The sequence below is a fragment of the Streptomyces sp. NPDC006294 genome (assembly GCF_042870895.1).
Classification (GTDB): domain Bacteria; phylum Actinomycetota; class Actinomycetes; order Streptomycetales; family Streptomycetaceae; genus Streptomyces.
Map to the genome: position 1 here is coordinate 57,953 of NZ_JBIAHV010000020.1, position 24,207 is coordinate 82,159.

At 71.0% G+C, this 24,207-nt stretch carries 28 protein-coding genes and 5 pseudogenes; 16 read left to right on the top strand and 17 right to left on the bottom strand.

What is annotated here, in order from left to right; genetic code table 11:
• Positions 1-15: 15 nt before the first annotated feature.
• The 7 genes and pseudogenes from ACFYOP_RS29100 (at position 16) to ACFYOP_RS29130 (ending at position 4,110) form a co-directional block, all read left to right on the top strand.
• Positions 16-678 carry a hypothetical protein gene (locus ACFYOP_RS29100; RefSeq protein ID WP_356896686.1) on the top strand — a complete coding sequence of 221 codons (663 nt, stop codon included), beginning with the start codon at positions 16-18 and terminating at the stop codon, positions 676-678.
• Between the two features lie 256 nt (positions 679-934).
• Complete coding sequence (locus ACFYOP_RS29105; RefSeq protein WP_356896684.1) at positions 935-1,138, top strand: hypothetical protein; 204 nt, start codon at positions 935-937, stop codon at positions 1,136-1,138.
• A gap of 80 nt (positions 1,139-1,218) precedes the next feature.
• Positions 1,219-1,758 (top strand): hypothetical protein, encoded by a 540-nt coding sequence (locus tag ACFYOP_RS29110; protein WP_388453363.1) that lies wholly within the window; start codon positions 1,219-1,221, stop codon positions 1,756-1,758.
• Positions 1,697-2,317, top strand: a complete 621-nt coding sequence (locus ACFYOP_RS29115; protein ID WP_356896682.1) for a histidine kinase — start codon at positions 1,697-1,699, stop codon at positions 2,315-2,317. The genes ACFYOP_RS29110 and ACFYOP_RS29115 overlap by 62 nt, the downstream gene beginning before the upstream one ends.
• The gene (locus ACFYOP_RS29120) at positions 2,314-2,769 is read left to right on the top strand and encodes a hypothetical protein (protein WP_356896680.1); all 456 of its coding nucleotides are present in this window, start codon (positions 2,314-2,316) and stop codon (positions 2,767-2,769) included. The genes ACFYOP_RS29115 and ACFYOP_RS29120 overlap by 4 nt, the downstream gene beginning before the upstream one ends.
• Positions 2,770-2,809: 40 nt before the next feature.
• Positions 2,810-3,276: pseudogene (locus ACFYOP_RS29125) on the top strand (cation acetate symporter); the annotation flags it as partial.
• Positions 3,277-3,756: 480 nt separating this feature from the next.
• The gene (locus tag ACFYOP_RS29130) at positions 3,757-4,110 is read left to right on the top strand and encodes a metalloregulator ArsR/SmtB family transcription factor (protein ID WP_356896678.1); all 354 of its coding nucleotides are present in this window, start codon (positions 3,757-3,759) and stop codon (positions 4,108-4,110) included.
• Positions 4,111-4,174: 64 nt separating this feature from the next.
• On the opposite strand, the gene ACFYOP_RS29135 is transcribed toward ACFYOP_RS29130, so the two are convergent.
• From ACFYOP_RS29135 to ACFYOP_RS29145, 3 genes and pseudogenes are all read right to left on the bottom strand, one after another.
• On the bottom strand, positions 4,175-4,588 hold the full coding sequence (locus ACFYOP_RS29135; protein ID WP_356896676.1) for an anti-sigma factor antagonist: 414 nt from the start codon (positions 4,586-4,588) through the stop codon (positions 4,175-4,177).
• 256 nt (positions 4,589-4,844) lie between these two features.
• Positions 4,845-5,090, bottom strand: a pseudogene (locus ACFYOP_RS29140) (Cmx/CmrA family chloramphenicol efflux MFS transporter); the annotation flags it as partial.
• 21 nt (positions 5,091-5,111) lie between these two features.
• The gene (locus ACFYOP_RS29145) at positions 5,112-6,344 is read right to left on the bottom strand and encodes a cytochrome P450 (protein WP_356896674.1); all 1,233 of its coding nucleotides are present in this window, start codon (positions 6,342-6,344) and stop codon (positions 5,112-5,114) included.
• Positions 6,345-6,694: 350 nt separating this feature from the next.
• On the opposite strand from ACFYOP_RS29145, the gene ACFYOP_RS29150 reads away from it, so the two are divergent.
• Positions 6,695-7,294, top strand: a complete 600-nt coding sequence (locus ACFYOP_RS29150; protein WP_356896672.1) for a GNAT family protein — start codon at positions 6,695-6,697, stop codon at positions 7,292-7,294.
• A gap of 13 nt (positions 7,295-7,307) precedes the next feature.
• Here ACFYOP_RS29150 and ACFYOP_RS29155 read toward each other — a convergent pair whose 3' ends face one another.
• Entirely contained in the window at positions 7,308-8,027 is a 720-nt protein-coding gene (locus ACFYOP_RS29155; RefSeq protein WP_356896670.1) for an NAD(P)H-binding protein, read from the bottom strand.
• 170 nt (positions 8,028-8,197) lie between these two features.
• Between ACFYOP_RS29155 and ACFYOP_RS29160 the strand changes: the two genes are divergently transcribed.
• Positions 8,198-8,803, top strand: a complete 606-nt coding sequence (locus ACFYOP_RS29160) for a TetR/AcrR family transcriptional regulator C-terminal domain-containing protein (RefSeq protein WP_388453406.1) — start codon at positions 8,198-8,200, stop codon at positions 8,801-8,803.
• A 28-nt stretch (positions 8,804-8,831) separates the two neighbouring features.
• Here the strand turns inward: ACFYOP_RS29160 and ACFYOP_RS29165 are convergent, their stop codons facing one another.
• The 4 genes and pseudogenes from ACFYOP_RS29165 to ACFYOP_RS29180 all read right to left on the bottom strand — a co-directional run bounded on the left by ACFYOP_RS29165 (position 8,832) and on the right by ACFYOP_RS29180 (position 10,903).
• Complete coding sequence (locus tag ACFYOP_RS29165; RefSeq protein ID WP_356896666.1) at positions 8,832-9,416, bottom strand: hypothetical protein; 585 nt, start codon at positions 9,414-9,416, stop codon at positions 8,832-8,834.
• 205 nt (positions 9,417-9,621) lie between these two features.
• A pseudogene (locus tag ACFYOP_RS29170) lies at positions 9,622-9,906 on the bottom strand (ABC transporter permease subunit); the annotation flags it as partial.
• A 200-nt stretch (positions 9,907-10,106) separates the two neighbouring features.
• Entirely contained in the window at positions 10,107-10,550 is a 444-nt protein-coding gene (locus ACFYOP_RS29175) for a hypothetical protein (protein ID WP_356896664.1), read from the bottom strand.
• A gap of 161 nt (positions 10,551-10,711) precedes the next feature.
• On the bottom strand, positions 10,712-10,903 hold the full coding sequence (locus ACFYOP_RS29180; RefSeq protein ID WP_356896662.1) for a peptidoglycan-binding domain-containing protein: 192 nt from the start codon (positions 10,901-10,903) through the stop codon (positions 10,712-10,714).
• 292 nt (positions 10,904-11,195) lie between these two features.
• On the opposite strand from ACFYOP_RS29180, the gene ACFYOP_RS29185 reads away from it, so the two are divergent.
• On the top strand, positions 11,196-11,822 hold the full coding sequence (locus tag ACFYOP_RS29185) for a class I SAM-dependent methyltransferase (RefSeq protein WP_356896660.1): 627 nt from the start codon (positions 11,196-11,198) through the stop codon (positions 11,820-11,822).
• Between the two features lie 177 nt (positions 11,823-11,999).
• The gene (locus ACFYOP_RS29190) at positions 12,000-12,410 is read left to right on the top strand and encodes a hypothetical protein (protein WP_356896658.1); all 411 of its coding nucleotides are present in this window, start codon (positions 12,000-12,002) and stop codon (positions 12,408-12,410) included.
• 239 nt (positions 12,411-12,649) lie between these two features.
• On the opposite strand, the gene ACFYOP_RS29195 is transcribed toward ACFYOP_RS29190, so the two are convergent.
• Together ACFYOP_RS29195 and ACFYOP_RS29200 are read right to left on the bottom strand one after the other, a co-directional pair.
• Positions 12,650-13,234 (bottom strand): TetR family transcriptional regulator, encoded by a 585-nt coding sequence (locus tag ACFYOP_RS29195; RefSeq protein WP_356896656.1) that lies wholly within the window; start codon positions 13,232-13,234, stop codon positions 12,650-12,652.
• Positions 13,224-13,547, bottom strand: a complete 324-nt coding sequence (locus tag ACFYOP_RS29200; protein WP_356896654.1) for an SMR family transporter — start codon at positions 13,545-13,547, stop codon at positions 13,224-13,226. The genes ACFYOP_RS29195 and ACFYOP_RS29200 overlap by 11 nt, the downstream gene beginning before the upstream one ends.
• A gap of 228 nt (positions 13,548-13,775) precedes the next feature.
• On the opposite strand from ACFYOP_RS29200, the gene ACFYOP_RS29205 reads away from it, so the two are divergent.
• Positions 13,776-13,952, top strand: a complete 177-nt coding sequence (locus ACFYOP_RS29205) for a hypothetical protein (RefSeq protein ID WP_356896652.1) — start codon at positions 13,776-13,778, stop codon at positions 13,950-13,952.
• 369 nt (positions 13,953-14,321) lie between these two features.
• Here the strand turns inward: ACFYOP_RS29205 and ACFYOP_RS29210 are convergent, their stop codons facing one another.
• Positions 14,322-14,831, bottom strand: a complete 510-nt coding sequence (locus ACFYOP_RS29210; protein WP_356896650.1) for a DUF1772 domain-containing protein — start codon at positions 14,829-14,831, stop codon at positions 14,322-14,324.
• A 5-nt stretch (positions 14,832-14,836) separates the two neighbouring features.
• The gene (locus ACFYOP_RS29215) at positions 14,837-15,250 is read right to left on the bottom strand and encodes a nuclear transport factor 2 family protein (protein WP_356896648.1); all 414 of its coding nucleotides are present in this window, start codon (positions 15,248-15,250) and stop codon (positions 14,837-14,839) included.
• A gap of 91 nt (positions 15,251-15,341) precedes the next feature.
• On the opposite strand from ACFYOP_RS29215, the gene ACFYOP_RS29220 reads away from it, so the two are divergent.
• The 3 genes from ACFYOP_RS29220 to ACFYOP_RS29230 all read left to right on the top strand — a co-directional run bounded on the left by ACFYOP_RS29220 (position 15,342) and on the right by ACFYOP_RS29230 (position 17,219).
• The gene (locus ACFYOP_RS29220) at positions 15,342-15,965 is read left to right on the top strand and encodes a TetR/AcrR family transcriptional regulator (RefSeq protein ID WP_356896646.1); all 624 of its coding nucleotides are present in this window, start codon (positions 15,342-15,344) and stop codon (positions 15,963-15,965) included.
• A 374-nt stretch (positions 15,966-16,339) separates the two neighbouring features.
• Positions 16,340-16,960 carry a dihydrofolate reductase family protein gene (locus ACFYOP_RS29225; RefSeq protein WP_356896644.1) on the top strand — a complete coding sequence of 207 codons (621 nt, stop codon included), beginning with the start codon at positions 16,340-16,342 and terminating at the stop codon, positions 16,958-16,960.
• Between the two features lie 64 nt (positions 16,961-17,024).
• Complete coding sequence (locus tag ACFYOP_RS29230; protein WP_356896642.1) at positions 17,025-17,219, top strand: hypothetical protein; 195 nt, start codon at positions 17,025-17,027, stop codon at positions 17,217-17,219.
• A gap of 300 nt (positions 17,220-17,519) precedes the next feature.
• Here ACFYOP_RS29230 and ACFYOP_RS29235 read toward each other — a convergent pair whose 3' ends face one another.
• Complete coding sequence (locus ACFYOP_RS29235; protein WP_356896640.1) at positions 17,520-18,776, bottom strand: MalY/PatB family protein; 1,257 nt, start codon at positions 18,774-18,776, stop codon at positions 17,520-17,522.
• Between the two features lie 143 nt (positions 18,777-18,919).
• A complete protein-coding gene (locus ACFYOP_RS29240; protein WP_356896638.1) occupies positions 18,920-20,617 on the bottom strand; it encodes a hypothetical protein in 1,698 nt (565 codons plus the stop codon).
• 325 nt (positions 20,618-20,942) lie between these two features.
• Between ACFYOP_RS29240 and ACFYOP_RS29245 the strand changes: the two genes are divergently transcribed.
• The gene (locus tag ACFYOP_RS29245; protein WP_356896636.1) at positions 20,943-21,107 is read left to right on the top strand and encodes a hypothetical protein; all 165 of its coding nucleotides are present in this window, start codon (positions 20,943-20,945) and stop codon (positions 21,105-21,107) included.
• A gap of 315 nt (positions 21,108-21,422) precedes the next feature.
• On the opposite strand, the pseudogene ACFYOP_RS29250 reads toward ACFYOP_RS29245, so the two are convergent.
• From ACFYOP_RS29250 to ACFYOP_RS29260, 3 genes and pseudogenes are all read right to left on the bottom strand, one after another.
• Positions 21,423-22,133: pseudogene (locus tag ACFYOP_RS29250) on the bottom strand (alpha/beta fold hydrolase); the annotation flags it as partial.
• A gap of 205 nt (positions 22,134-22,338) precedes the next feature.
• A pseudogene (locus tag ACFYOP_RS29255) lies at positions 22,339-22,587 on the bottom strand (DUF4259 domain-containing protein); the annotation flags it as partial.
• A 167-nt stretch (positions 22,588-22,754) separates the two neighbouring features.
• On the bottom strand, positions 22,755-23,795 hold the full coding sequence (locus ACFYOP_RS29260; RefSeq protein ID WP_356896634.1) for a vWA domain-containing protein: 1,041 nt from the start codon (positions 23,793-23,795) through the stop codon (positions 22,755-22,757).
• Between the last annotated feature and the right edge of the window lie 412 nt (positions 23,796-24,207).

The following is a 24,207-nucleotide window of genomic DNA, read 5'->3' on the forward strand; positions in this document are numbered from 1 at the left end:
AGGCGGGAAGAACACATGACGGACGAGGTCGTACCGGTCCGCTATCGGGAGATGGCCGAGGCCGCCACCAGCCAGGCCGCATACCGCGGACTCGAGAATCCCACCCTTCACCCGGAGGCGGACGTCCGGCGGGTCGCCTGGTGGCGCGTGCGGGGGCTACAGAGGACCGCACACGCACCCATCCTGCTCACGATCCTTGGCACGGACGCCCTCGCGGTCTACGCGACCCAGGTGGTTCCGGACGACGACCGGCCGTTCTGGTTTGCACTCGTGCCTGTGATCTCACTGGGGGTCCTGGCGTTCGTACTCACCGGAGTCCGGCGCGCCTGGCGCCTGGCCAGAGTCGCACGCCAGCAGCCGGGGCCGAGGGTGCGGTACCTGTTGCTGCACAGTTACGTGTCGGGAGCTCCCTGGCTGGTGTTCTTCCCGCTCACCGGAGGTGATGAAGCCGAGCCGATCGGGACGCTGCCCCTGCAGTACGGGCCGACCCGGGACCTGTACCGCGACCTACCAGCTCCGGTCGGCGAGGCCACGCTATGCGGGGACGCGACGTACCGTTCCGTGACCGTGCCCTGGATCGACGGCCAAGTCGTATGGCCGGCTGCCGGGTACGGCGAGATCTACCTGGGCAGCGACCACGACATGCGCTTCGTCACGGAGCTCATCCGCCCCGAGTAGCAGGACCCACCCAAGCCCCGCCCCTGCGCCCTACCAGGCGGAGGGGCGGGCTCGGTCCTTGGAGAGCCCGTCGTCTCCGGTACGAAGGCGCTGAAGGGCGCAGCGTGGACACTGGCAGGCGGTGCCCTGGATAGGGGAATTGCCGGTAGCTGGGGCGCCTGGCGCTCGGCAAGCCCCCTCAGTCGCGGCCCGGCCGGGCGCGGCACCCTCCCAAGACCCTGAATGCGGAGATCCAATGTTTCATTTCGTATGGGCTGTGGCGGTATTCGTGGTCGGTTCGCTGATCACCCTCGACTACCGCAATCTCGCGTTGCGCGTGTACGACGTCATTGGAATGGTCTCGCCCGGTGGCTCGCCAAGCCCGCGCTTCACACCCGACCACTTGCGCATCGTGTGGGGCCTCCTGGCTGTGATCAGCGCGGCGGTGGCCGTGGTCAGGGCATGGGCGCTGTTCGGCTGACCGCCCCTCCCGGGCCGACTGTGGTGCGTTGTTAGGTTGAGTGAGCCGTCGGTTCCTGTTCGGCGCGCCTGGAAAAGGTCATGGTCGATCAGGGTTTCAAAGACGCCATGATCATCCACGGGGCGGTGAAGGGCATCACCGTCGAGGTGGTCCGACGCAACCCCGACGACGAAGGCAAGCGCTTCGTCCCCCAACCGAAGCGGTGGGTGGTCGAGCAGGTCAACGGCACCCTCATGCTGCACCGGCGCCTCGCCCGCGACTACGACCACCGACCCGACAACGCGGACTCCCGCGTCGTCGCTGCCGGGCTCTTGCTGCGCACCGTGCGCGAACGCCGGTTCCTCGGCACCGCCCAGAGGCAGGCGACGTACGACACCCTGCAGACCGCCTGGCTCGCCGCGCCCCCGCTGCGGGCCGGCCTGAACGCCGACAGCGCGCGACGGGCCGGGCGGCATCTGCGGGCGCTGCTCGGTCTGCCCGCGCTGGCCGTCACGGACCCTCCGGCACGGTGCTGGCCTGGGACGGGCCCGCGGGCGAGCCGACGACCACCGGGTCGGCGTGCCCGCGCACGCCGGGCGGGCCGTCGTCGCCGGACGCGTCGAGATCGTCGGACCCGGTGATCCGCCCTGCGGGGCCGACTGCCCGCTGCGGCAGGGCGTGGTCGCCCCGCTGATCGTCGCAGACCGTCCGGGGGGCGCGCTCGCCGTGTACGCCTCGCAAGCCTCCACCGGCCTTGTCCGCGCCACCACGGAGGTCGCACACTGGGTGTCCACCCAGCTGGAGCTGGCAGAGCTCGACCGTTCGCACGCGGCCGCCGCGGAGGCGCAGGTACGTGCGCTGCGGGCCCAGATCCCGCCGCACTTCGTCTACAACTCGCTGTCCGCCATCGCCTCCTTAGTCCGCACCGATCCGGCGCGGGCCAGAGAGCTGCTGGTGGAGTTCGCCGAGTTCACCCGGTACTCGTTCCGGCAGCACGGCGACTTCACTTCGCTCGCCGAGGAACTGCGCTGCATCGACCGCTATCTGCTGCTGGAACGTGCTCGGTTCGGCGGCCGCTCAACGTCTCGCTGCGCGTGGCGCCCGAGGTGTTGTCCGTGGTCCGAGGTTCCTGCCGCGCGCCGGCCCGGCGTAGTGCCGGTGGCCGCCCCGGCCCCGCCGCCCCGCGGGAGCGCGAGGTGACCGACGGTTCCGACGGGGAGCGCGAGGTGACCGACGGCCCGGACCGCGAGCGCGGCGACCGCCGCGCGCAGAGGGCTCGCAGACGGCGCGTCACCGTCGCCCACCCCCGGACCCTCGCCGCCATCGGCGGCGGGCAGCCACCGGCCTCCGGACACGCCGCCGACGACCTCGGCCGGCAGACGCCGCTCGGCGACGTCTACCTCCGCTCACTCATGCGGGCCCAGCTCCGGCTCGGGCTCGCCGTCGCAGGCACCCTCGCCGCCGTGCTCGGCGGCCTGCCGCTCCTGTTCCTGGCCGTCCCCGACCTCCGGAACGGGACCGCAGCCGGCATCCCCACCTCCTGGCTGATCATCGCCGTGGCCGTGCACCCGGTGATCCTCACCCTCGCGTACATCTGCGTGCGCCACGCCGGCAGGAACGAGCGCGACTTCACGGACATGGAACGCTCATGACGCGCACCCGCGACAGACGTCTCGCGGAGGCCGCGATCCGATGAGCCCCGCACAGCCCGTGGCAGCCGTGGCCGTGGTGTGCGTCGCCACGGCGCTGTTCAGCGTCTATGGCCTGCGCCCCGGCCGTGCCACCTCCGACTCTTACGTCGCCTCGCGCGCCGTCTCCCCGTTCCGCAACGCGTCCGCGATCGGCGGCGATTACCTCTCCGCGGCCTCCTTCCTCGGCATCGCGGGGCTCGTGCTCGCCTTCGGCGCCGACACGCTCTGGTACGGCGTCGGCTACACCGCCGGATAGCTGGTGCTCATGGCGTTCGTCGCCGCCCCGCCCCGCTGCGCCGCTCCGGCGCGTACACCGTGCCGGACTTCGCTGAGGTGCGCCTCGAGTCCACGCGGGTGCGCCGCCTGACCGCCCTGCTGGTGGCGCTCACCGGCCGGCTGTATCTGCTGCCCCAACTGCAGGGCGCGGGCCTGACTTTGCGCACCGTGACCGGGGGGAGCACCGCGTTGGTCACCAGTTCGGAGGTGATCAGGGCGGCGTCCGCCGACAGGTGGCCGAGATTCCAGCTCCGCAGCCGGGCGGTGACCTCATGGCGCGCGGCGGCGCTGTGCGCCGGGTCGGCGGCCAGAGCCAGGCCGAAGTGCTTGCGCCGGCCATCGGGCGGCCCGTATCCGGAACTCGGGGCCAGTACGGCCGGGCACTGCACAATCTGCGCTGCGCCGTCACAGAGGTGGCCCTGAGGCCGTCCGCCACGGGTACGCGCCGGCGACGCCGCGTACCTGGCCCGACAGCGGCCTGATCCGCACGGGTGCCCGTGCGGACCGGGTCGAGGACACGACGGTACGCCTGCGGACGCGTGCCGGGCCCCGGTCAAGCACGCTGCTGGAGGCCGTCCGGCGTTTACCATGTGAAGAGTTCTTCAATGCGGCGGACAAGTGAACGGGCCCGTCTGGCGCGGGCTCGGCCGGCGAGCACGAGACAGGTGAGGGGTGAGCGCGGTTCCGGTTCCGCTGTATCAGGCGAAGGCCGAGTTCTTCCGGATGCTGGGACACCCGGTGCGCATCCGGGTTCTCGAACTGCTGCAGAACGGGCCGATGCCGGTCAGGGACCTGCTGACGGCGATCGAGATCGAACCCTCGAACCTGTCGCAGCAACTGGCGGTGCTGCGCCGCTCGGGCATCGTCCGGGCCACCCGGGAGAGTTCGACCGTGGTCTACGAGCTGGCCGGCGGCGACGTCGCCGAACTGCTCGCCGCCGCCCGCCGCATCCTGTCCGAGCTGCTGACCGGCCAGCAGGAACTGCTCGCCGAGCTGCGTGTGGCGGAGAAGCAACCGGCCCGATGAGGGCCGACCGGCCCGGAGCGGGCCGCGATGACCCGGAGCGATGACGCGACGCGCGATGTCGCGCTCACAGGCGGCTGCGTACGCCGCTGTTCTTCCGGTCGGGCCAGTCGTCGCTGCACCACTCGCGGACCCGGCCGCTCACGTGCTGGTGGGCCGCGAGGGCGGTGGTCAGGTCGGGGTGCACGGGGAGGGGGAGACGGCCGGTGCCGGGGACGAGGGAGCCGTCGGCGGGGATCGCGGCGAGCTCCATGCTCCGGCCTTCGGCGGTGAGCTCGCGTGCGGCTCGGGCGACCGCGAGCCGCCCGTCGGCGGACCAGCCGCGCAGTTCGGTGAGATCGAGGATGACCGGCCCGGTCCCTCGTGCCAGGACCCAGCCGACGGCGCCGGTGAACCGGTGCACGGCGTCGGGCCCGAGGAAGCCGGCGAGGGAGAGAACGCTCAGGGCCTGGTGCGTGGTGTAGCGCCACTCGACGGTCATCGTTGCTCTTTCGCTCGTCACAGGGCTCGGCCCTGGCCTGATACAGCGGAAACCGGCACGAATGGCATACCTCTCACGCCCCGTCGGAACGGGCCATCGGCTGGTGCTGTATCCCCGGCTACCTGCGAAGACAGCGGGCACAGCATGTATTGAATTGAAGAATTTTGCAATTCGCTGACAGATGGGCGGTGCATTCCCGCCCGGCCGAACCGGGACCGGGCGGGTGGCGCCGGTGGCGTCCGTCACGCACGCGTCGTCGGCGAACCGCGCTGCTTCGGCCGGCCGCGATCACACCGCGGAGCGGAAACGCGACGAGCAGGGCGATCGCGACGAGCAGTCCGCTGGCCCACAGCGGCCCGAGGTCTCCGAGCGCGGTGCCGAGCGTGAGCGCGGCGACGAGTGGTCCGACGGCGGCGCCGACGTTGAGTGCCGCGGTCGCGTACGAGCCGGCCATCGTGGGTGCTCCCGCCGCCTCGTACAGGACCCGTGTGATCAGCGTGCTCTGCGAACGGGGCAGTCGGAATCAGCGTGCGGCCGGCCGCAGGCGTACGGGCAGGGCCTGGTGCCCGTTGCTGATCAGGGACGGCAGCGGCTTCAGCTCATCGGCGGGCACGGCGAGTCCGATCTCCGGGAACCGCTCGAAGAGCTGCTGGAGGGCGGTGGCGACTTCCAGGCGGGCGAGCGGTGCGCCGAGGCAGAAGTGCACGCCGTGCCCGAAGGCCAGGTGTTCCTTCGTCGGCCGGGTGACGTCGAAGCGGTCGGCGGTTTCCCCGTGCCAGTCGGGGTGGCGGTTGGCGGCGGCGTACGAGGCGAGGATCGCCTCGCCCCGGGCGATCATCCGGCCGTCGGGCAGGGGGATGTCCGTGAGGGCGAAGCGCAGCGGCAGGTGCTTGACCGCGGGTTCGTGCCGCAGAGTCTCCTCGACGACGCTGTCCCAGTCGGTGCGGCCGGACCGGAGATGGGCGAGCTGTGCGGGGTCGGTCAGCAGTGCGGTGACGGCCTGGTCGATCACGTTGACGGTGGTCTCGTACCCGGCGGAGATCATCAGCAGGAGCGTGTCGCGCAGCTCGTCGTCGGTGAGGGTGCTGCCGTCGCCCTCCTCGTCGCGGGCGGCGATGAGGAGGGAGGTCATGTCGTCGCCGGGCTCGGCGCGTTTGGCCGCGATCAGCCGGTTCAGGGACTCGTACAGGGCGGCCGTGTTCGCGGTGGCCTGCTCGGTGGTGAGAGTGGTGTCGAAGACACCGTCGACTTCGGCGCGGAAGCCGTCCCGCTGTTCGTCGGGGACTCCCATGAGCCGGCCGATCACCGCGATCGGCAACGGGTACGCGAGGTGGGTGCGCAGATCGACCGCCTCGCCGGCCGGCTGAGCGTCGAGGTCGTCGAGGAGCGCGGTGACGACCTTCTCGACCGTGGCCCGCATGGCCTGGATACGGCGGGCGCTGAACGCCGGCGCGACCATACGGCGGAGCCGCCGGTGGTCGCCGCCGTAGGCGGTGAACATGTTGTTCACCGCGACCCACAGGGCCAGCGGCCAGGTGGGCACGGTCTCGGCGAACGCCGGCCAGTGGGCGCGGGCGTCCTTGGAGACCTGCTGGCTGGTGAGGAGTTCCTTGAGGAGAGCGGGGTCGGTGACGGACCACGCGGTCACTCCGAGGATGTCCACACGGGTGGCCGGACCACGGGCGCGCAGGGCCCGGTCCTCGGCGTGGTGGTCGGAGCCGGTGGGGTCCAGGACGAGTATCGGCTGCTGGGACACGGTGCTCTCCTTCAGCGGGCTGTCGGCAAGAGGAGGGGGCTTCAGGACGCGGTGGCGGTGGACCGGACCGCGGACGCGGCTCAGCGGCAAGGACGGCGAGGTCTGTTCCGGTCGGTGTGGTGTCGGTGTCGTGGTCGGGCAGGTCCAGGGGGACGCTATCGAGAGCGTCACACGCCGTGCTCTGTCTCCCCGCAGGCTGGCGGAAAATCCCCGCCGGCGAGGCCGCCGACCGATGGCCGTGACGAGGCTCCGCGCCCGTACACGTCCAGCTGGTCGGGGAGCGGACGCGCCGGGCCGGTGAGCGGAGAAATCCGGTAGCCCCGGCCTGAAGGCGCCCGGACCATCCGCCCATGACCGAAGACACCGGGACCGCGGGCGACGACAACGACGAGGCTGCCACGGAAATCTGCTGGCGCGCCAGGTCTGTCGGTCTGGCGGCAGTCGACACGGACGACGCCGAGCTCCTGCACGGTTGGCGGTCCGACCCCGTGGCCGCCTACGAAATCGGCATCTGGCCGCGCTCACTGACCGCCATGCGCGAACGCATCGAGCGTGACAGCGACGACGACGATCGCGACGACTTCCTCGTCCTGCTCCCTGACGGCACCCCTGTCGGCCATGTCGCGTTGAGCGGCCAGCACATCGTCAACGGCACAGCACAGGTCGAGCTGATGCCGGCTGCTCAGCATCGCGGGCACGGTCACGGCACCGACGCCCTCGACGCCCTGGTGGACCTGGCGTTCGGCGAACTCCCGCTGTACCGCCTCACGGCGGAGACCCACACCGACAACGCGCCCGCCCTGGCGGTCCTCGCCAAGTCCGGCTTCGTGCAAGAGGGCATCAGCCGTGCCGCCTGCCTCCATCGTGGCCGCCGCCACGATCTCGCCGTGTTCTCGCTGCTCCGCCCCGAATGGGAAGAGCTGAAGCGCCCTCGCGCCTGGGACGCCTGACCCGCGGTCGCGCCTACCGCCCGCGGTCGTCGACGACCCCCGCGTGCGCCAGGGCGCCGGACGTGAGGCGGCCGACGATCGCCGGGGCCTCCTGGACGAGCGCGTCGTCGGTGAGCGCCTCGACCATGAACAGCGCGAAGTCCACGCGGCGCGTCAGGTTGCCCGCCAGGATCGGGTCGCCCACGTGCCGGCTCCACACGGGCAGGCCCTGGCTCTCGCCCTCCTCCAGGGAGCTGCCGCGCACCACGGTCCACCGGGTGTCGCTCGCGAACACCCGGCGGCACGCCTCCACCTGGTCGTCGATCTCGACGGCGCGGACGAGCTTGGCCAGTACGGTCGCGATCCGGACGCCCGCCCGGAACATCCACGAGTACGAGTCCTTGCCGTCGCGCGTGATGTGCCAGCCGCACGAGAAGACCAGGCGCGCGTCCGGCCGCGCGTGGTCGAGCACCGCCTGCGCCGTGCCCGACGCGTACTGCCGCACGCCCCAGGGCACCAGTACCGTCAGCACCCCGTCGCACCCGGCGACCGCCGGCCGGATCACCTCGGGGTCGTCCGTGGGTCCGGGGACGACGGTCATCCGGCCCTCGAACGCGGCCAGTTTCTGCACGCTGCGCTCCCGGCACACGCCGACCACCTCGTAACCGCGGTCCAGTGCGTGCCGGACCATGTACTGCCCGAGCTTCCCCGACGCTCCGATGATGCAGACCTTCTTCACGCGATCCGTGCCCATGGCGCAGCCCTTCGCCGGAATGCTGACCTTATGTTGTAAGGCAAGGTAGCCTTATGCCGTAAGGCGGTCAAGGGAGGGGAAGGAAGAGGCGGATGCCCGGGGCAGGCAAAGGTCAAAGGAAGGCGTCGGCGCGCACTCCCCTCAATCGCGAGCGGGTGATCCGCGCGGCGATGGCGGTGGCGGACGAGAAAGGCACGGCCGCGCTCACCATGCGGGCCATCGCCGGACCGCTGGGCGTCGAGGCGATGTCGCTGTACCACCATGTCGCAGGCAGGGAGGACGTCCTCGACGGCATGGTGGACGCGGTGTTCGGCGAGATCAATCTTCCGCCGCGCGACACGGACTGGAAGAGCGCCATGCGCCATCGCGCGACGTCCGCCCGCGCCGTGCTCCGGAGCCATCCGTGGGCCGTCGCCCTGATGGACTCCCGTACGCGGCCGGGCCCCATGACGCTGCGTCACCACGACGCCGTCATCGGAGCGTTGCGCGCCGCAGGGTTCTCCGTCCCGATGGCCGCGCACGCCTTCTCGCTGATCGACAGCTATCTGTACGGCTTCGTGATCCAGGAGGTGAGCCTGCCCTTCAGCGGCTCGGCGGAGCTGGAAGAGGTGGCGGGCGCGCTCCTGAGCGAGATGCCCGCCGACGCCTACCCCCACCTCACCGAACTCGTCACCGAGCACGCCCTCAGACCCGGCTACGACTACGCCGACGAGTTCACCTTCGGTCTCGCCCTCATCCTCGACGCCCTGCACCCGGACGAGGGCGCGAGCGCCTAGCGGTGGCGGGCAGCGGGGGCGCCGTCGCTCAGCGCTCGCCGTCGCCGGAGGGGGCGAGCCCGAACAGCGACGCGACAGCGTCCATAAGTCCGGTGGCACACACGGCGGCCGTCTCGGCAGGGACGGCCGAGCGTCTCAGCGTCCCCGCGAGCAGGTCCTCCAGGAGGGCCAGACGCTCGGTCAGCGTCCGTGGACCCCGGCTGCCGTCGCGGCCCGGACGGGTCAGAGCGGTCAGGACCTCATGGGCGCCGTACTGCAGATCGGCCACGAGCTCCCAGTAGTTCGCCGACGGCTTCGCCGCGTGCAGGAGTTCGGGCAGGCTGCGGCCGAGACTCGTGTGCCATGACGCGAGCGAGCCTGCCGTCTCGGCGCACAGCCCGTCGAGGCACAGGCGCAGGACCGCCGCGCCGGTCGAGGCGTCGGCCACGGGAGCCTGCGCGACGGGCTCCGGTGCGCGGACGTCCACACCGAGGTAGTTGCGCAGGACGACGGGCATGGCGTCGGCCTGGAGCGACTCGGCGGAGCGGCCCCGGGGCGTCAGGGCGGTGCACACGGGCTGGAGGCAGTGGGCGGCCTGCTCGGCCGCCGTCTGGCAGGCGTGTTCGGTGGACACGGTGGGCATCGTTCCCTTTCGCCGGGGTGTCCGGCAGCAGTGTGCGGATGCACGGAAACACGCCGGAAACGGGCTTCGGGTTCACCGCACGGACGGATCGGGCGCACGTGTCGCCCGCGGGCGAGGAACGCGAACGGCCCCGCGAGGCAGGCGCCGTTCACCCGGAGCCGTCCCGCCCTCCGCGGCCGCCACAACACCCGTGCCGCCCGCCCGGCCGGGCCGCTTCCACGGTCGTCTCGGCGACGGATCGTGTGCCGTTACGGCGATGATCTTCATGGCGACCGGTGCGGCATGGACGACGGCCGCGACGATGGGCCGTGGAGCGCGTCGCTCCGAAGAGCGCGAGGAACGGTACGACGTACACGAAGGGTGGCATGACCTGCGCGGCGTCCGGGGTGGGCCGGACGAGCCGGTCCACGAGCCGGCTGCGTCCCCTCCACACGCCGAGGGTGACGCCCAGCAGCATGACCAGCACCGTGCCCATGAGGGTTCGAGGCCGGTGTCGCCATGCTGCGCGACCCCAGGTCCGGTGACAGGAGACCGGGCCACGGCTGCGGACGGCGCCGGGCACGTGGTCCGGCGGCCGGGCGTCGCGGTCGCCGTTCGGAGTCGGGCGGCGTCGGCGCCGTTCCCGCCGCTGCGGCCGCCGGCGGTGAAACCGGCGTCGACCGTCGCTGCAGCGGGAGCGGGTCAGTCGTCGGGGTCCATGCCGCTGGCCCGGGCGATGCCGTCCAGCTCGCTGTTGATCGCCTGCTGGTCGGAGCTCCACTGGTGCACCTGTCGGCGCAGCTCCGCGAGTGCCGCCGGATCGTTGGCGACCTCCGGGGTGACGACCGCGTAACCGGGACTGCCGTCGGGGCCTGGCATGTCGATGACATGGTGGTCCATGCGCCCGGTGGTCACGATCGCCATCACGGCCAGGAACTCGCGCTGGACGTCGCCCGCGAAGTTCTCACGGTCGCCGGCCTCCAGAACGCCTTCGTCTCCCTCGGCGATCAGCCGGCTCATCTCCTGCACGGCCTGGTGCAGCGTCTCGAAGTCCTCCGGGTCCATCCGGGCCTTGACCGACTCCAGGTAGAGCTCGGCCTTGGCCATTCGCTCCTGCGGCGTCTCGTCTGCGTCGTCGTCGTTCATCCCCCACCGGTTCCCCGGACCCGGCCCGTCCAACCGGCCGCCGCGCCGAGTCCTCGGGTCAGCCGCCTGACCGGACCGCTGGAGGCGACGGCCGCGTTGTTCATCGGCCTGTGGGCCGGCGACGGGCGGAGGCGCTGGCGCAGACGCACCGCCCCTGCCGGCTATTCGGTCCGCAGCATGAGCGCGCGGCGCGTGTTGTCGCCGTAGACGCCGGTCTCGCCGCCGCGGATGCTGTACCACTGCTGGAACCTGGCCACGGCCGCCCGCACCTGCTTGCCGTAGCGGCCGTCGATCGCACCGCCGGCGTAGACGTTCGGCATCTGGACCAGGCGTACCTGCAACGACCGGATCAAGCACGCCCTCACCTGTCTGCCCCGCACCGCATCGGCGACCACCGTGGCCGTGGAGGTGGCAACTGGACGGCCTCGGGGCCAGGGGTCTCCGAGCCGCCGACCTGCTGACGCCCGCTGCGGCGTGGGACGTCGTACGGGGCACCGTCTGCCCCGTCGTCGACAGCGGCGCCCACGCGGCACCCTGCCGTACGTTGGCGGCGTCCCTGTGCGGTGCACACCCGACGCCGCACGTAGTGTGTGGTGGCACCGTCTTCGCTCCTGCCGGGCGAGGCTGACAGGAAGGCATCTCCACATGGCTGGGCGACGTGACCGCTGGGCGGAACTGACCGGCGGGCAAGCCGGGGAGGAGTACGCTCGGCGTTTCGCGCGGCTCGCCGAGTCAGGTCACGACATCCATGGCGAGGCCGCCTTCTGCGCCGCATTGCTGGAGCCCGCCGCCCGGGTACTCGACGCCGGCTGCGGCACCGGCCGGATCGCGATCCGGCTCGCGGAGCTGGGCCACCACTGCACCGGCGTGGACGTCGACTCCTCGATGCTCGCCGTAGCCCGCCGTGACGCCCCCGCGCAGGAGTGGCTCCTCGGTGACCTGGCCCGTCTGGACACCCTCGGCCTGAATCAGGACTTCGACCTCGCACTCGCCGCCGGGAACGTCATCCCCCTGCTGGCCCCCGGGACCGGGTCAGTCGTTGTTCGGCAGCTGTCCGCCGCACTGCGCCCCGGCGGTCTGCTGGTCACGGGCATGGGCCTGGACGCGGCACACCTGCCGCTGCCGGAACCGCCGGTGACCCTCACGGAGTTCGACGACTGGTGCACCCGGGCCGGACTGACCTTGCAGCGGCGCTACGCCACCTGGAACGGCGACCCGTACTACCCGGGCTGCGGCTACGCCGTGAGTGTGCACTCCCTCCCCGCCACGTGAGTCCGCGCCCTTCTCCCTGACGGTCCCGGGGCCCGGGCACGCCCCCGACCACGGGGCCGTGACCGGACCGCACTGGAACAGCAGGCACTTCGTGGATCTCTCGCCGGCCGGGTGGGGCGGAGGCAGGCACCGGCTGGGCCGCCCGCCGGCGTCAGCGCGCCCCCGTAAGGTGGCCCGATGTTCGATCGTTTGGAGATCACGGTATCTCCGCCAGGACCCCGGTTCGCCGCTCAGCTCCGGTTCTGGGTCAATGGCGAGGACGCGGTCGAGGAGGCGGTCGGCGAAGGCGGCCGCGGACCGTACGCGGCCGATGCCCTGCCGGCCGGCCGGCCCAGCCCTCTCCGGGCCACCGGCGAGGCGCGCCGGCTGGAGCTGGGGGAACCCGACGGCACCGGTGGCTGCTGCGGCTTCCCGACCGTGGTCGTGCAGCGGTTCGGGGAGATGGTGCAGTGGTCGGACTGGGAGGTTCCGTGGAAAGCGCGCACTCCTACCCCTCACTCCCCGCCGGAGCGGCACTTCGACGCGAGTCAGTACGACGCCGAAGTGGCTCGCGCCGAGGCGGACCGCCGGTGGCAGGTGCCCCCGTAGCCCAGGACGGTGCGACCCGGCCCGCGGTGGGCCGCCGGCCTCGTCCTGCGGCGAGGCGCCGCGCGTGTCGGAGCGAGGGTGATGGACGGGGCGTCGACGCGGTGCCCGCTCGCGCGCTGCCCGCGTGGGAAGCCGGGCGGTCACGGTTCCACGGCCCGAGCACAGCACCGCCGGCGCGCCCCGGCTCCCGATGGCTGAGGGCCGATGGGCCGGACACCGGGCCCACCGGACCGGCGGCGTCAGTCTGAAGACCGGAGCGCGTGCTGCAACTGCCGGGAAAGGGCCTGCGGGTCCAGGGGCTCACCGAGCAGCAGCGCCTGCAGGCTGAGGCCGTCGACGACGGCGGCGAAGGCGGTGACCGCCTCCGGGTTCCGGGTGTAGCGGCGGGCCAGCGAACTCAGCACCTCCAGCCACCGCAGTGCCGCCGGTCGCAGGGTGGGGCGACGGGCGGCGAACAGGTAGAGCTCGTACCCGGCCTGGGAACGGGCCCAGTGGTCGTTGTGGTAGCGGGCCAGGAAGGCCGACAGCTCGGACACGGTGCAGTCGGCCGGGAGTTCCGCGGCGAGGCCGCGGGCGTAGGAGTCGGCACAGTCTTCGAGAGCTGCGACGAGCAGGTCGTCCACTGCCGGGTAGTGGTAGGTGGCGACCGATTTCGACACTCCGGCCCGTGCCGCCACCGCACGGTGCGTGACCGCGGCCGTTCCTTCCTCGGCGATGAGCAGCACGGTGGCGTCCAGCAGACGTCGGCGGGTCTGCGCGCCACGGGCCAGGCGCCCGTCCGGCGAAGGATCGCCCACAGCGCCGTGGAGCGGTTCAGTGGGCACTGCCCACCTTCAGTGCCACGACGCCGGCCATCACCAGCACCAGGCCCGTGACCTGGACCTTTGTCAGGCCGTCACCGAGGAACGCGGCTCCGATGAGCGCGACCAGGGCCACGCCGGCGGCGGCCCAGACGCCGTATGCGACGCCGATCGCCATTCCCCGTTTGAGAGTGAAGCCGAGCAGCGTGAACGCCGTGACGTACCCGACGACGACGACCGCCGCCCACGCGGGCTTCGAAAACCCGTCGGACATGCGCAGCGAGACGGTCGCGGTCACTTCGGCAATGATCGCGCCGGCGAGCAGGAGCCATGTCATGTCGGCCTCCCGTAAAACAACCTGGACGTCTGTCCAGTAATGCCAGCCTACGTCATCCGGGGACCGCAGGCGTCCTGCCCGCTACGTCTGCGCGGCCGACCCGGCGGTCCCTGCCTCGCGGACCGACAGCGGCGGCCGCCCCTCCCGGCTGTGGCGACGGGAGGGTCTGACTTGGGGATGCGGGGGCAGACGAGCCGTAAGCGACCACGACCGTGAGGGAGTTGTCCGATGCTGGGTTTGGCCGCCGCGGTGATGTTCTTCATCGCGTTCCTCGTCAACGCCGCGGAGATCGACACGAACGAAGTCTTCGCGTCGACGAACGTGATGCTCCTGGGTCTGATGCTGCTCGCACTCCATGTCGCAGGCGTCGGCACGTCCTGGAGGTCCGGGACCCGCCGGCGCTGAGAGCCCTGCGGCCCTCGCCGTTGCCTCGTGCCGTTGCCCGCGCCGCCCTGTCGGCGCGGCAGGCGCGGACGGCCCGCTCGGCGCGCGGCCCACTCGGTGTGTCGAACCGGAGGACAGGATGGCCCTGATGAGAACGGTGGCCGCGGATGCCGCGGCTGCTCCCGGATGGCTGCACGTGCTGGTGATGGTGGTGGCGCTGTCCGTCCTTGTGCACAGCCTGGTCCGGCGCAACCGCTGACATCAGGGGGCCGGGCAGCGCCCGCCTCCGAGAGGGCCGGCGGTGCCGGGCCGATGCTGCCGACGGCAGCGCGGTCTCCGCCACCGGCCGCAGCGGCCCGCCTCGACGGGTCCGGCCAGTGCCCGCAGGCGTCAGCGGCGTACGGCTATGGGCTTGTTGTCCGGATCTCGAGCAGAGCGGCTATGGCGCAAGGGCAGCTGGGAGAGAAGGATCAGCAGCGCGAAGGCAGCGAAGGCGGCGCCCGTGCGGGCGTAGTTGAACGTCTCCCAGCGGGCCAGGATCTCGGCGTGATCGGCGGGTGCCGCGGTGGCCGCCCACGACTTGATCCGGCCGTTGATGGGGACGTTGCCGAGACGGGTGATCAGGAAGGACGCAACGGCGAGGAGCCCGGCCCCGCCGGCCAGCCGCCGCGCGGCGCCACGGGTCATGGCCGCAAGCGCGAGGGCGCTGAGCGCCGACAGGCCCATGGCCCCTTGCATGGTGATGCCGTTCATCTGCATCAACCGGCTGTGGAAGGACAGCCTCATGTCGAGCGGTACGGCGTTGAACGTGGGGACGAGGTTGGCCGCACCGTAGCCGAAGGCGCCCGCGAGGACGCCGGTGGACAGCAGGGCCAGGCCCAGGACGAGCCGGATGCGCATCCGGCTCACTTCCCCGGCTCCGGTTCGGCGGCGGTGACCGGCCGCGTGAGCTGCTCGGCTCGTCGCAGCAGGCCGTCGGGGGTGAACTCGGCGAACATGTGGACTCGTGTGGACACTGGCCCGCCCTTGCGCATCTGGGCGTGGATCGTGAAGCGGGTCGCGATCCGGCCGCCGTCCATGAACGCCTCGTGCACCTCGAATCGGAACTGTCGCAGGTTCTTGCGCACCGGACGGAGGTGAGCGAGGAGGCGGTCCCAGTCGAGGGGTACGCCGTCGGCTACTTGAACGATGTCGCGGGTGTAGTACCTGGCCATCAGGTCAGCGGCGTCCTCCGAGCCGTGGACCACGGCGTCGGTGAAGCTCGTGAAGAAGTCGGCGATGAACTGCTCGGGAGGCTTCGTGTGGAGAGGCTTCATCATGCTCCTGCCATACATAGGCGCCGCGTCGCCGCGATCTCTTACACTTCCGTAAGATATAGCCGGGCGGCCATTTTTGACAAGGGTGTAAGAGTTGACTGCTTTCGAGACCCCGGGCGACGCGTCGCGAGCACGGCCGCGCCGTCGCGCCGACGCTGAGCGCAGCAGGATCGCGGTGCTGGACGCGGCGGTCCGACTGCTGGCCGAGCGGCCCGACGCGGGAATGGCCGTCATCGCCGCCGCGGCCGGCGTGACTCGCCAGACCGTGTACGCGCACTTCGGCACCCGTGACGCGCTGCTGGACGCTGTCGCCGACCGGATCACGGACCAGGCCATGGCCGCGATGGACGAGGCGGAGAAGAACGGCGGTCCCGCCCTGGACCAGTTGCTGCAGCTCCAGGACATCGGCTGGCGGCTGTTCGAAGGCAACCCGGTGCTCCTCCAGCTCGGAAGCACCCGCGCCGGCGCCGCCGCCGACCACGCTCGTCATGAGCCCGTCGCAGCCCGCCTCACCCGGCTGATCGAGCAGGGCCAGGCGTCGGGCGAGTTCGACCCCGCACCGCCAGCCACCTGGCTGGTGGCCGCAGTCACCGCTCTCGGCCACGCGGCAGGCGACGAGGTCGGGGCGGGACGCATGTCCGTGGAGGAGGCGGCAACGTGGCTACGGACCTCCACACTCGCTCTCCTGGGCGTCAGGCCCGGCAGTCCGGCACCCTAGTCGGTTCGCGCGGATTCACCGGCCAGGCCGCAGACAGACCGCCGCCCCACGCGGTACGGCCCGGCCCGACACCGCTCTCCCGCGCCGACACCGCTCTCCCGCACCGGCGGCGATTTCCCGCGCCGGCGGCGCCTTGCCATGCACCGGTACACAGGTGCCCGTCCACCGCGGAATCGCGCCCTCGCCGCTGGCTGAAGCCACTCACGCCGCTCCGCCTTCCGGTCCACGGCACACCCCGATGGCGCAGCTCCGCCGAAAGCAGCGAAACGGCCGCGCGATGAGTTCGCGGGCCCGGAACGGTCTACCCAAGTAGTGAACGGATCAAGATACTCACCGCGACGGCGACGGAAGATCGCCACCAGGAGGACGGCACAGTGACCACACGTCTGGGCAGGGTGACCTGCGACCTCTCGATCTCCGTCGACGGGTACTCGGCCGGGCTCAACCAGACCGAGCAGCGCCCCTTCGGCGACGACGCCAGTGATGGCTGGGGCGACAGGCTGCACGCCTGGATGTTCGAAACCCCGGAGCAGCGGCAGGCAGAACTCGACCGGCTGACGGCAGTCGGCGCCTTCATCATGGGGCGCAACATGTTCGGCCCCGTACGCGGCGCGTGGGACCGGCAGTGGAAGGGCTGGTGGGGCGACAACCCGCCGTACCACGCGCCGGTCTTCGTCCTCACCCACCACCCGCGCGAGCCGCAACCCATGGACGGCGGCACCACGTTTCACTTCGTCACCGACGGCATCGAATCGGCACTGCGACAGGCTCGCGAGGCGGCCGGAGAGCGCAATGTGTCGATCCACGGAGGCGCGACCACCATTAACCAGTACCTGGCCGCAGGGTTGATCGACGAGCTGCGGCTCCACATTGTGCCGTTCACGCTCGGCGCCGGCACACGGCTGTTCGACGGAGTGCCGTCACTGGATCTTGAGCAGGTGGAGTCGCGAGCAGGGAACTCGGTCACCCACGTGACCTACCGCGTGCTGACCTGACTGAAGGGCCGTACAGAGCAGCACCCGATGCCCCCGCCGCAGCAGGCCCCCTGCAAGCGTCCGGGTGCACTGGCAACTCGCGGACCCGTACATCCAGGAGGTGATGCAACACTGCCGAGTGGAGCGCTTCGAGGCGTTCGGCGAGCCGGATGCCGAGGTGACGGCGGGCGTCCGCGCGGCGCTCGGCGATCAGTGCCCGCTCACGTTCTCACCCAGCATCGCGGGCTTCATCCGCTTTGCTGCGGCGCCCGAGGCGTAGCCGTCGTCACGTACGGACCAACGCGTCCTACGGCACCGGGTCGGCTCGGGCGGCATGGGCCGTGTGTACCTCGGCTGTTCGCCCGGTGGCCGGTCCGTGGCCGTGAAGAGACCGGCGATGCGCACACAGCAACTCCAGCACTCCGCACTCGTGACACTCGATCTGCCGCCCGCGCTCGCCGCCCTGCGGAGCGTCCTCGATGTACGCGCCGCTAGCTGACCCCGCCGACCAGCGGTGTATGACCGCAGCCCGCACCCCGGCGGCTACTGTGCGCGGCGTGCGGGACGGGAGCCCATTCGCCTAGCGCGTGTGGAGGGCCGCTGTCCGTCCCATGCGGGTGACCGCCTCGGTGAGGACGGCCTGGGAGGTGGCGAAGTTCAGGCGGACGTGCCCGGTTCCGCCCGTTCCGAAGATGTGGCCGGAGGACAGGGCCACCCTGGCGTGCTCCAGGAACAGCTGTGCTGGGCCGGCCAGATCGGTGACGACGGCGAGGTCCGCAGTGTCTTCTTCCCGGTCGAGGCCGAGGGACCGGCAGTCGAGCCAGGCCAGGTAGGTTCCCTCCGGCCTGGCGTAGCCGATCCCCGGCAGGTGTTCGGTGATGAGCCGACCCAACAGGGCCCGGTTCGCGTCGAGCCCTGCCAGCAGCGCATCGAGCCACTGGTCCCCGTGGCGGTAGGCCGCCGTGTGGGCGATGACGCCCAGGTAGCTGGCGCCGTGGTGGACCTCCTCGGGCATCCGGCGCAGATCCGCGGCTGCCTCAGGCCCCGCGACGGCGAGCGCCGCCTTGATCCCGGCCAGGTTCCAGCCCTTGGTCGCCGACATGAGCGAGCAGGCGTTCTCGGCCCCGGGCACGCTCAGGTAGGGCGTGAACTCGGCTCCCGGCAGCACGAGCGGGGCGTGGATCTCGTCGGCGACGACACGGACCGCGTACCGGCGAGCCAGCTCCGCCACGCCGGCGAGCTCCTCGAAGGTGTGAACCGTGCCGGTGGGGTTGTGCGGATTGCTGAGGAGATAGGCGATCCCGCCCTTGCCGTTCTCCTGCCGGATACGCCGGAACGTCTCCTCGAGGGTGTCCAGGCCGATCCGCAGGTCCTGCCCGAGCGGCGCCTCCACGATCCGGCGGTCGTCATGAGCGACGAAGGCGTAGAAGGGCGCGTACACCGGGGAGTTGACGACGACGGGGTCGCCGGGATCGGTGATCAGCCGCAGCACCTGGACCGCGCCCATCATCACGTCCGGGAGCACGGCGACGCGGTCGAGAGCCACGCCGTCCCACTTCCAGCGGCGCGAGGCAAAACCGGCCAGCGACTCGGCGAACTCGGTTCCGGCGGGGTACCCGGTGTCACCGGTATCGATGGCCTCGCGCAGGGCGTCGGCGACCGGCAGCGCGAGCGGGACATCCATCTCCGCCACCCACAGGGGCAGGACGTCATCCGGATACGTGCGCCATTTCATGCTCTTGCGCCGGCGGAGCTGCTCGAGCGAAAGCTCCTCGAGAGGGTTCGCACACTGTCCGGTCCCGGCGCCTTCGGAGCCGCCCACACCATCGGAAGTCATCTTCAGCATTGGACCGCCATCTCGCCCTCGGCGCAAGCGCGGAGCGGCAGGCGGTGAGGACGTCGTTACGCCTTGTATGCGTCAAGGCGCTGGGTTTGGAGTCGGCTGCGTGGATTCATGTCCGACATGGGACAGCATCGGCTTCAGGGTCCGGGGGTCCTGGGCGTTGGTCGACGGTCGCCTTCCGCCTCGCCCGGGACGGCTTCGAGGCGGCAGAAGCAGGACGAGTTGATCGGTACGTCCGCCACGGCGAGCGCGAGCTTCAGCTGCTGGGCCACGATCTGCGCTTCTCCCGCTCTGCCCAGCCGCACGAGACACTCGTGAAACCCGTGCAGCGACCAAACGTTGCCGGGGTGTTGTGAGGCACGCGGCAGGGTTTCTTCGAGGCCGAGGTCGGCCCGGTAGACGGCCTCCGCCTCCTCGATGCGTCCCTGTTCGAGGAGCAGAGCGCCGTACGCGTGACGGGTGGGCTGCATCCACCCCCACGGCTCGTCGTAGGGAAGGTTGTCGTCGAGTGTGATCGATCGCTCCAGCGCGGCGAAGGCGGCGTCGTGGTTGCCCTTGCGGTACTCCAGTTCGCCGTCGAGCATCGCCGACGCGATCGCGAGGATGTCGAGGCAGGTGTTGTTGAACAGCATGCGTGTCCCGGGTACTCGGGACACGGCCTGACGGAACAGCTCGCGTTCGGTTTCGGCCTCGGGGATCCGGCCGGTCGCCGAGCATGCGACGCTGCGCGCGTAGTGGAGCATCGCGGTGGTCACGCAGTACAGCTGCGGGTCGTTGGGCAGAGGCAGTTCCATGATGTCGGACCAGCGGCCGAAGCGGATGAGGACGTGCACCCGCATGGCCAGAAAGCTCTCCAGCCAGTCGGCCATGGGCGGACTCGGCACCCTCAGCAGTTCTTCGGGGATGGAGGCTTCGAGTTGTGCGGCGGTCTCCAGGGCGGTCGTCGACCGGCCGAGGAACATCGCACCGTAGATCTTGAAGTGGTAGTTGTGCGATCGGTAGAGGGTGTAGAAGTTCATCGCGCCGGCCCGGGCACGGTATTTCTCGTCGGCGGCGATGGCGCTGGTGTTGTCCGACACCACGCGCCGGTAGTCGCCGCAGAGCACGTCCAGGTGTGTGGGCATGTGCTGGAGGTGGCCGGCGTCGGGCACGAGGCCGCGGAGCCGGTCCGCGACGGACAGCGCGGCCTCCGGGGTGGGGGACATCTCCATGAGATGGATGTACATGTGCAGCAGGCCGGGATGCTTCTTCCCCGGTCCGGTGCTGATCGCTTGCTCGAGGGCCGCCTTGGCCTCCAGCGTGCGGGCGCCTTCCGCGGGCAGACCGGTCCGCAGGTCCCACAACTGCCAGGGCGTGAGGTTCATCTGCGCGTCGGCGTGGAGCGCGGTGACATCGAGGTCGTCGGGCGCGAGCGCGTGTACGGCGCGCATGCTGTCGGCGTAGCCCTTGTTCCACACCGAGCAGTCCTCGACCGCCTCCGCCTGCGGGTACCGGTCCCGCAGCGCTCGGATCAGGGCTTGCTCCACGGCAGTGGCGCCGTCCGCCTTCTCGTGGGCGCGTTCGACGGCTGCGTGAGTGCGCTCGACGGTCCGTGCCAGTTCCTCGCCCTCGAAGAACTCCCAGGGCTTGTTGTAGTTCGGACCGAGGGCGTAGGCGATGCCCCAGTAGGCCATCGCACAGCCGGGATCCGCCGCGGCGGCGGCCTCGAAGCAGGAGACCGCTTCCTCGTGATGGAAGGCATACGACCAGACCAGCCCGCGGTCGAACCACATCTGGGCGGACGGTGAGGACGTCGTCACAGGGCGGGTGTGAGTGCCGAGGTCGTAGTAGTCCATCCGTCTCTCCTGAGGCTACGGTCGGCCAGGGTGCGCGGACGAGCCGCTCCGCCCGGCCGGACAAGTGGACGCGCCGCGACCGGCACGCACTGTCCCAACGGCGTGAATGCCTGCGGGGACACCGCAGCCCAGCGTAGACAGGCCGACAGCCGGCCGTCGGCCCCGCCACACCGCGCCGGAAAGGCGCGCCTTCCGGCGTGCGCACGTGGTCGAGCCGTCGCCCTCGCCCAGAACCGCCGTCAGTACCGGCCCAAGGGCGTGCGGCCGGGGGCCAAGGGGACGACGATGGAGCCGTACAGATCTGGCACAGGAAGGAATCGGGGTCATGGCTGAGCAGGGCAACGGATCCACACCTCCCGAACCGGAGGAGGAGCCCGACTTCGCGGACGAGCACACGAGCCCCACCCATGCCGATGAGCCCTCGACGGAGGGCCCCGACGAGTCGGTTCCGTCGGGGGAGGGCGGAGACGGCGGGATGGACCCCGCCTGATGAACAAGCCCGGCCTCCGTTCGGCGGCCGGCGTTTGCGGGCCGATCCTCCGGCGCGGTGTTCCTCGGCGCGTCTGTCAGCCGGCTGCTCGCTGTCCGGCTCGGGCTCGGGTGGTGGCGCAGCGGTCGGAACCTCGGCCCGCGCGTGCTTCTGGACGTCCGTGCGCGGCTTCATCAGCAGCATGCCGGCTGCGGTTGGAGAGGCGGTCGAGCGACCGCGAGCGATTCGGGTGTTCATGGGGTGCGACGGCGCGGAGGATCCTGGTGGGCCGGCGGCCGCCGTTCCGGGAGGCGGTCCCGGGTTCCCGGAGGGGTTTCAGGCGGGCGGGGCGGGCAGGGAGGTGAGCCAGTCGGTCAGGAGCCGGTTGATCTCGGCGGGGCGTTCCTGCTGGATCCAGTGGCCGCAGCCGTCGAGGATGTGGGAGGCGGTCAGGCCCGGGAGGGTGACGGGGAAGGCGTTGATCGCGTCCGCCATCCATGTGGTGGACGCGTCCAGGCCGCCGCCGATGAACAGGGACGGCTGGGTGATGGGGGCGCCGTCGAAGCCGGCGAGGTCTTCCCAGTCCCGGTCCATGTTCCGGTAGCGGGCCAGCGCCCCGCTCACGCCGGTCCGCTCGAACTCCCCGGCGTAGACGTCGAGGTCGCTCTCGCTGAGCCAGTGGGGCAGCCGGCCGGTGGGGAAACGGTCGCGCAGTCTCCCGCCCGGGCCGACGAAGTGCGGGCCGGGTGCGCCGGGCGCGGACATGGTGTCGGCGGACAGGGCGGCGTAGAAGCCCGCGAGCCAGCCGCGTACGTCGGGCTCCATCTCCGATTCGGCCCGGCCGGGCTCCTGGAAGTAGGAGACGTAGAATTCCTCGTCCCCGCCCAACTGCGTGAAGATCGCGCTGGGCCGCGGCCCGCCGCGTGGGGCGTAGGGCACGCTGAGCATCCCGACCGCGCGGAAGACGTCCGGCCTGAGCAGGGCGGAGTCGGCGGCGATGGCCGACCCCCAGTCGTGCCCGACGATCACGGCGGACTGTTCCCCCAACAAAGCGGTCGGTCTGCCCCACGGTTCCGGGCGGATTCCGGTGTTCCTCACGGCCCGGGATACGTCGGCCGGACGGGCGCCTCCAGTTGTGATCCGGAACTGCGGTCACCGCTTGGATCGCGAAGAGGACTTCCTCCTGTGGGGGGACCGGAGGGTCGAGGACGTCGCGGAGGCAAGTGACGACTTGACGCCTTGTCGGGACGTCCGGGGCTTCGCCCCACAGCTCGGCGAGTTCGGACTGCTCTGCGACCACTTGGTCCAGGGCGTCGACGGCGAGCGTGCGGAGGTCTGCGGGGAGCTCCGGCAGTGGTTCCGACGGGCCATAGTGCGAACACGCCGGCCGGCGGGATGCCGTGCAACAACCAGGGCTGCCGCGGCCACGGCTCCGCTCGGCATCGGGAGCGTCCAGGTGACCCGCAGGATCCGCGGCACGCCTGAGTACGCCGCGCGGCACCGGCGGTCGCCTTCCTGTTCTGCCTCGGTGCGAGGGCCGCCGGGCCGCGCTGGGACGCCTGCTGCGCCTTGTTCAGATCCTTCGTCGCGGGCATGGCCGCCACGACTCCGTCGCCGGTGTGGTGCCGAGCCGGCGAAGCCTCCCGGCCCCGGAGGAGTTCCACGGTGTCAGTTCATCAGGAGCAGCCGCGTGTTGGGTACGAGCTTGCGGTTCACGCTGGTGCTCTGCACGAAGATCGTGAAGTCGTCGTTGTGGTCGGGCTTGACGCGGACTTCGCTGTCCGGCAGGCCGAGCAGGGCTCGGGCTTCCGGCCCCGCGTACACCCGGTCCGTCTTCTTCTCCAGCACCGCGATCTGCTTCCGCGCCTGGACCTTCTCCGACTTGCCCAGCTGGTAGAACGCACCACCGGTCCGGTAGGTGTGTCCGCATTCGATGACCCAGTCCCGGATCGCCACGTCACGCGTCACCGGGACCAGCTGGTACTCCGACGGATTCACCGGGGTGAGGCCGGCCGCCTTGATGGTGTCCTTGTTGACTGTCTCGGCGCCCGTGGAGAACACCGCCCGCGACCCCCGGATGCCCTGGGCGCGGCCCACCATGAACTTCTCGGTGGCCTGCCGGATGACCTGTCCGGCCTCCTCCAGACCCTGTGTGCTCGTGGCGTCCCAGATGGCTATGTTCTCCTTCGGGAAACCGCATTGCATGGCCTCCCGCTTGCCCATCTGGTCCGGCACGAGGACGGCCAGCGTCCAGTTGTCCTCCTGCGTCTCGATCATCTCGGCCACGCCCTTCACCAGTTCACGCGGATCCCTCGCGGGGGCATCCGGGGAGCGATGACTTGCGTTCTCCTGGCCGTCGGTGAGCACGAACGTCAGGAAGCTGTGGTCGCCGTACAGTTGGGCTGTCTGCGCCAGCTCCCGCTGCGACTTCAGCGCGGCCGCCAGCAGAGCCGTCATGCCGCCGACCCGGTACAGCTGCTTCAGCGACGGCATCCGCAGCACGTCCTTGTCGTAGATGACGCACTGCACCTTGTCCGCGAAGACGTACACCGTGACGCGGGTTTCCTGGTCCAGTTCCCTCGACCGGCGGGCAAGGTACGCGATCTGCTGGTCGGCGACTTCGACGACCTTGCGGCTCAGGTGTGACATGGACGAACTGGCATCCAGCACAAGAGCAACGTGATTGATGTAGTTCTGGTTCCCCGACATGACGGCGCCCCCTCTTTCCGACTTGATGTTCCTACCGTCTCACCCACCACTGACAATCGATCTCGACTCCCGGAGCGGACGAGAGCCAACCCGGTCCGGGGCGCAGTTTGAGGCCCCCCGGGCGCTGCCACGACGGCCCCCAGGGCCTGGGCCGGGTCGGTTCGCCTCGCCGACCGGGTTGGGCTGAGGCGGCCGCATGGACCACCAACTGCCGCTGGTTGGAGGTGCTTTGCCGCTTGGGCATGGTGGAGTCCCCGGCGCGATGGTCGGGTAGGGATTCTCCCCGTGTCCTTGGGACCGCGGTGCCGCGGGTCAGGCAACACGTCGGGGCGGTGCGGCACGGCGGTGGAGGCCTTGGCCCGTTCGTACGCCCCCAGGACCAGGGGTCACCGAGACCCGCGCAGGAGGTCAC